This window comes from Streptomyces durocortorensis, assembly GCF_016901035.1.
GTDB classification, from domain to species: Bacteria; Actinomycetota; Actinomycetes; order Streptomycetales; family Streptomycetaceae; genus Streptomyces; species Streptomyces durocortorensis.
On sequence record NZ_JAFEUF010000326.1, the window covers coordinates 976 to 6,445 of the forward strand.

Below are 5,470 nucleotides of genomic sequence, written 5' to 3' on the forward strand. Positions count from 1 at the left end.
CCCGCTGGCACGTCCGCTTCCAGGTCCAGGACCTGGCAGCGGCCACCGAGGCCGCCCCCCCGGGGGGGGGGCCCGGCCCCCCCCCCTTCACACACACCACCTGCTTGAGCTTCGCGACGACCTGGACCAGATCCCGCTGCTGATCGATGACCTGCTCGATCGGCTTGTACGCGCCGGGGATCTCGTCCACGACACCGGAGTCCTTACGGCACTCCACTCCCCGCGTCTGCTCCTCCAGGTCCTGGGTCGAGAAGCGCTTCTTCGCCGCGTTCCGGCTCATCCGGCGGCCCGCGCCGTGGGACGCCGAGTTGAACGACTTCTCGTTGCCGAGACCCTTCACGATGTACGAGCCGGTGCCCATGGACCCCGGGATGATCCCGTAGTCGCCGGACCCCGCCCGGATCGCGCCCTTACGGGTGACCAGCAGGTCCATCCCCTCGTACCGCTCCTCCGCCACGTAGTTGTGATGGCAGGAGATGACCGGATCGAAGGTCACCCGGGCCTTCTTGAACTCCTTGCGGACCACGTCCTGGAAGAGACCCATCATGATCGCCCGGTTGAACTTCGCGTACTCCTGTGCCCAGAAGAGGTCGTTGCGGTACGCGGCCATCTGCGGGGTGTCCGCGATGAACACCGCCAGGTCGCGGTCGATCAGCCCCTGGTTGTGGGGCAGCTTCTGCGCCTGGCCGATGTGGAAGTCGGCCAGCTCCTTGCCGATGTTCCGCGAACCGGAGTGGAGCATCAACCAGACAGAACCGGTCTCATCGAGACAGAACTCGATAAAATGATTTCCCGATCCGAGCGTTCCCATCTGCTTCGTGGCGCGCTCCTCACGGAACTTGACCGCGTCGGCGATCCCCCCGAACCGCCCCCAGAAGTCGTCCCAGCCCGCCGTCGGGAACCCGTGCAGCCTCCCCGGGTCCACCGCGTCGCCGTGCATCCCCCGGCCGACCGGAATGGCCTGCTCGATCTTGGAGCGGAGCCGTGACAGGTCGCCGGGAAGATCGTTCGCGGTGAGGGACGTCTTGACGGCGGACATTCCGCAGCCGATGTCCACCCCGACCGCCGCCGGGCACACCGCGCCCTGCATCGCGATCACCGACCCGACCGTCGCCCCCTTTCCGAAGTGGACGTCCGGCATGACGGCCAGACCCTTGATCCACGGCAGCGTCGAGACGTTGCGCAGCTGCTGCATCGCCCCGTCCTCGACCGACGCGGGGTCCGCCCACATCCGGATGGGAACCTTCGCTCCCGGTACCTCTACGTACGACATAACTCCTCGATTCCCCCGAAAAGACTGAAAGCGCAAAACCGGTGCCAAGATCGGCAAACCTGTCGGCCGACCGGCATTCACAGCGGCGCGTGCGATACACATTGTGTCCATCGGCCGCCTTCGAGCGGCAACCCGTTTTCCGTACCGAAGGGAGCCTGGGACGGTGCGACACATGGCGTACGTACCCGGCGTCGCGCTTCTCGCAGCGTTCGCCGTCGGCTGCAGCGCCGGCGCCGACAGCGACGCGAACGGCGCCGACAGCAAGGCGGGCAGCCCGACGGTCACCCCCGCGCCGCCCGGCAAGTACCTGACCCTGCCCGCCCCCTGCCGCGCCGTGCCGCGTACGACGCTGAAGGATCTGCTGCCCGGCGCCGCCGAACTGCCCGGGGACCAGCAGGAGAAGGTGTTCCGGGGATCGGCGGCCGTCACGTACGACACCGACCGCAAGGTCGGCTGCAGCTGGAAGGCCGACGCGCCGAACTCCACCCGGAGCCTCTCCATCGACTTGGAGCGCGTCGTCTCCTACGACCCCGCGGTCAGCGACGACGACCGCGCGGACACGTTGTACGCGAAGAAGGAGAAGGCCGCGGGGCTGTCGTCCTCGGCGACCCCCGGGCCGGACGCGGAGAAGGACACCGCGACCGGCGAGGAGAAGGGCAAGAAGGGCGAGGAGCAGGAGGACAAGGAGGAGAAGCAGGAGAAGGGCGCGGGGAAGTCCGAGGATCCCGCGGGAGACGACGACGCCACCTCCTCCGCCGACCCCTCGTCCTCCCCTTCGTCCTCCGAAGGCACCGGCGGCAGCAGCGGCAGCCCGGAGGACGCCCTGCCCTCGCGCGTCCTCGACGGACTCGGAGATGCCGCATTTCTGCAGGATCTGCCCACTCGGGCAGGTTCCACCGCACAGCGCCACACGGTGAGCGTGGTATTCCGCACATCGAACGTGGTCGTGACCGTCCGGTACGCCGAGCAGCCGGCCCTCATCACGCAGGCGCCCGACAGCAGGGAACTTCAGGAGAAGGCCCAGGCACTGGCCCGGAAGCTGGCCGAGGCGCTCAGCGAATAGGCCCCCTCCGAAGCCCCTCCGAACCCCCTTCGAGGGCTCCCACCGGCCGGGTTTCCGTGCCCCGGGGGCCCTCGGCGGCGGCGCGGGGCGCCCGCCGCCCGTCGTACCGTGGCTGTCCGGAAGACGTACCGACCCGCTACCGAGCCCGCCCGTACACCGCACGAACCGAGACCTCCAGCACCGAGAGCTCCGTGCCATCCGAGTGAAGGAACCATGCACCGATCTGCCCCGCGCCTGTCCCGCATCCTCGCCTGCGCCGCCGTTCCGGTGATGCTCGTAGCCGTCGGCTGCTCGTCGGACTCCGGCTCCGACGGCAAGAAGAACGCGGGCTCCTCGTCGTCCGGCACGGCCAGCGCCAAGCCCTCGGAGCCCACCGTCGAGGCGGCGAAGTTCACTGATCTGCCCGACCCGTGCGCCTCGATCGCGAAGAAGACGATCGAGGACCTGGTGCCCGAGGCCAAGAAGAAGGGCGGCACGGCCGGCGGGTCCTCCGACCTGTCGGTCCGCAGCAGCTGCTCCTGGAACGGCCTGGACGACCAGGGCGTCAAGGGCTCGCAGTACCGCTGGCTGGACGTCGGCTACACCCGGTTCGACTCGGACCAGTCGCTGGGCAGCGGCGCCGAGCGGGCCACCGCCGACTACACGAAGCAGATCGCCAAGACGAAGGCCGCCGAGGGCGCGAAGAAGGTCGCCGCGGAGCCCGCGGCCGGCATCGGCGAGGAGGCCACGCTCGTCACGTACGGCCTCAGCAAGACGGACGAGGACTTCGCGTACGCCACCGTCGTGGCGCGCACGGGCAATGTCGTCGTCACCCTGACCTACAACGGCGCGGGCTACGCGGGTGCGAAGACGCCCTCGTCCGGGGACATCGTCAAGGGCGCCCAGAAGGCGGCGAAGGAAGCGGTCGCCGCGGTCGAGAAGACCGCCGGCGCCGAGGACGCTCCCCCGGCGAAGGGCGACGCCGAGGACACGAAGGCCGAGGACGCGAAGAAGGACGCGAAGAAGGACTCGGACGACGCGAAGGGCGACTCCTAGGCGGGCCGGCCACCGGGGCGGTCAGTACCGGGCAGTCCGGGCCGTCCGGTCGGTGTGCTGCGCCGTGGGGCGGACGTGAAGCCTGCTCAGGTACTGGCCCGCCGTGGGCAGCGTCTCCAGCAGGATGTGCTGCTGACGCTTGATCCGGACGAAGTGCGCGTCGGCCACCTCGCGGGCGTCCTGCCGGTGGGCGAGGGACGCCCGGAAGGTCCGACCGCCCGGCGCGAGCGCGGCCAGCACGCCCGCGTACCGCAGTTCGTGGCGCTCGGGGGTCAGGGCCGCGCTGTGCGCGGCCAGGCAGTCCGCCAGCTCCGGTGAGAGCGGGGCCGTGCGCCGGGCGGTCCAGTACGGCGTGTCCGCCCGGGGGGACGTGTGGTGCAGCAACTGGGCGAAGTCCCGGGCCCGTGCGGAGCCGGTCGTCACGGCACGGTTGAAGCGGGCCGCGGGCCCGTCCCGGTCCTGGAGGGCGGGGAAGTCCCGTACGAGCCGGTCCAGCGCCTTGAGGACCCCGCTCAGCGGTCCGCCCGCCAGGGAGTCGCGGGCGTCGGCCGCCGGGCCCAGGGCGACGCAGTTCTTCACCCACGCGCGGCGGCTGTGCCCGGTCCGCGGAGCGGTGTGGCGCACGGGGGTGTGCTCGGGCCGCAGCCCCCACAGGGCGCACAGGGTGCGCGCCGCCTCGTCCGGCCCGATCCGGTCACCCGGGTAGGCGTGGCCGGCCTCGAAGCCGTCCACCAGGGGCATCTTCCAGGTCCAGCCGGACGGCAGCGCGGCGGCGGTCGTGAAGGGGTCGACGTCGTACGCGGTGCGGTCGTACGGGACGGTGACGGTGACCGCCCTGTCGCACCTCGGCCGGTCGGGGGCGTCGAGGTATGGCTCGCGAAGAATTCCGGCAAGGACCAGCCCCTCCGGGCCGGTGCAGTCGAGGAAGAGATCCCCCGGCACCCTGTGGCCTTCGGCGGTGTGCAGGGCGGTGAGCATGCCCCGCTCGTCGCGCTCCGCGGTCCGTGGCGTGCCGCGGAGCGTCCGGACGCCGAAGCGGCCGGTCGCCGTATTCCGCAGGTACTCGGTGAACAGGCGGATGTCGACGTGCCAGCCGTAGGGGAAGGCCCGTCGGCCGTCCAGCCAGCGTGGTGATTTCCGGGCGTCCATGAGGGGCGGCTCGCGGAAACACGCGTAGTCGAAGTTCTCGGTGCTCTCTCCGTTCGCCCTGCGCCTGCGCCAGTGGTCGAGGAGCAGCGAGTCCTCGCATTCCGGAATGCCGGAGCACGGGTCGTAGAAATAGTCGGGGCTGCCGTTCTCCAGGGTGCGCGGGAGTATTTCCGCAGGTCCTTCGGTGCGCCAGTTCACGTAGCGGACGGCCGCTTTGAAGGATGCCCGGCAGGTGCGCATCCATTCTTCTTCCGGAACCCCGAGCCGGTCGAACAGTTCACGCTGGAACTCCGGCTCGATGACTGCCACCTGGGAGTTTCCTCCCGCGCCGGGCAGATCGGGCGTCTCCAGCACGGCGATGGAGACGGTCGCACGGAATGCGGAAGCGAGCCGGGCGGCCGCTGTCCAACCGACGGCCGTGCCGCCCACGACAACGATGCGCGTGATGTGACTGTCCATGGAATCAGCCTTCCCCTCTGTCGTGTACGGCAGCTGTATCCGGGCTGTACGGGCCTGTATTCACGCATACAGATCTGCTGGATATTTCCTATGCCGGTGCGGCCGAACCTGGTGATGCGGGACCTGAACGGGGCCCGGAACTCATCTCAGGAGGAAGAATGTTCGAGGCCGAATCCGGCACACCTCAGGTCCGGCATCCACTGGCAGTCCTGGCGGAAATCGAGGTGCGCGGAACGCGCGATCAGGGATTGCTGCTGCGCGACAGTGCCACCCCGTGGGCGGAACTGCTGGCGGACTACGCCGACGCGCTGAGCGCACTGGCCGGCCCGGCCCCGACCGGCGAGGCGGAGGTGCCGGGTATCGCGAGAAGCGCGGAGATACCGGTCTACGGCCTGGACTCGGGGCATGCGGGCGGCTGCGGCTGATCCCCCACGGCTGAACGCCCCGCGTGCCGCCCGGGATCACGGGCGGCCAGGCCGGTCAGCGCCCGG

General features: G+C 70.1%; 4 protein-coding genes and 1 pseudogene. 3 read left to right on the top strand and 2 right to left on the bottom strand.

The annotated features are described in order from the left end of the window. Positions 1-82: 82 nt before the first annotated feature. Positions 83-1,273, bottom strand: a pseudogene (locus JS521_RS32765) (RtcB family protein); the annotation flags it as partial. 172 nt (positions 1,274-1,445) lie between these two features. Here JS521_RS32765 and JS521_RS32770 point away from each other — a divergent pair. Together JS521_RS32770 and JS521_RS32775 are read left to right on the top strand one after the other, a co-directional pair. Then, a complete protein-coding gene (locus JS521_RS32770; protein ID WP_205086533.1) occupies positions 1,446-2,336 on the top strand; it encodes a DUF3558 domain-containing protein in 891 nt (296 codons plus the stop codon). Between the two features lie 213 nt (positions 2,337-2,549). Further along, positions 2,550-3,371, top strand: a complete 822-nt coding sequence (locus JS521_RS32775) for a DUF3558 domain-containing protein (protein ID WP_205086534.1) — start codon at positions 2,550-2,552, stop codon at positions 3,369-3,371. A 21-nt stretch (positions 3,372-3,392) separates the two neighbouring features. Here the strand turns inward: JS521_RS32775 and JS521_RS32780 are convergent, their stop codons facing one another. Continuing rightward, a complete protein-coding gene (locus JS521_RS32780; protein ID WP_205086535.1) occupies positions 3,393-4,979 on the bottom strand; it encodes an FAD-dependent oxidoreductase in 1,587 nt (528 codons plus the stop codon). Between the two features lie 158 nt (positions 4,980-5,137). On the opposite strand from JS521_RS32780, the gene JS521_RS32785 reads away from it, so the two are divergent. Next, a complete protein-coding gene (locus JS521_RS32785; RefSeq protein WP_205086536.1) occupies positions 5,138-5,404 on the top strand; it encodes a DUF6269 family protein in 267 nt (88 codons plus the stop codon). Positions 5,405-5,470: the final 66 nt, after the last annotated feature.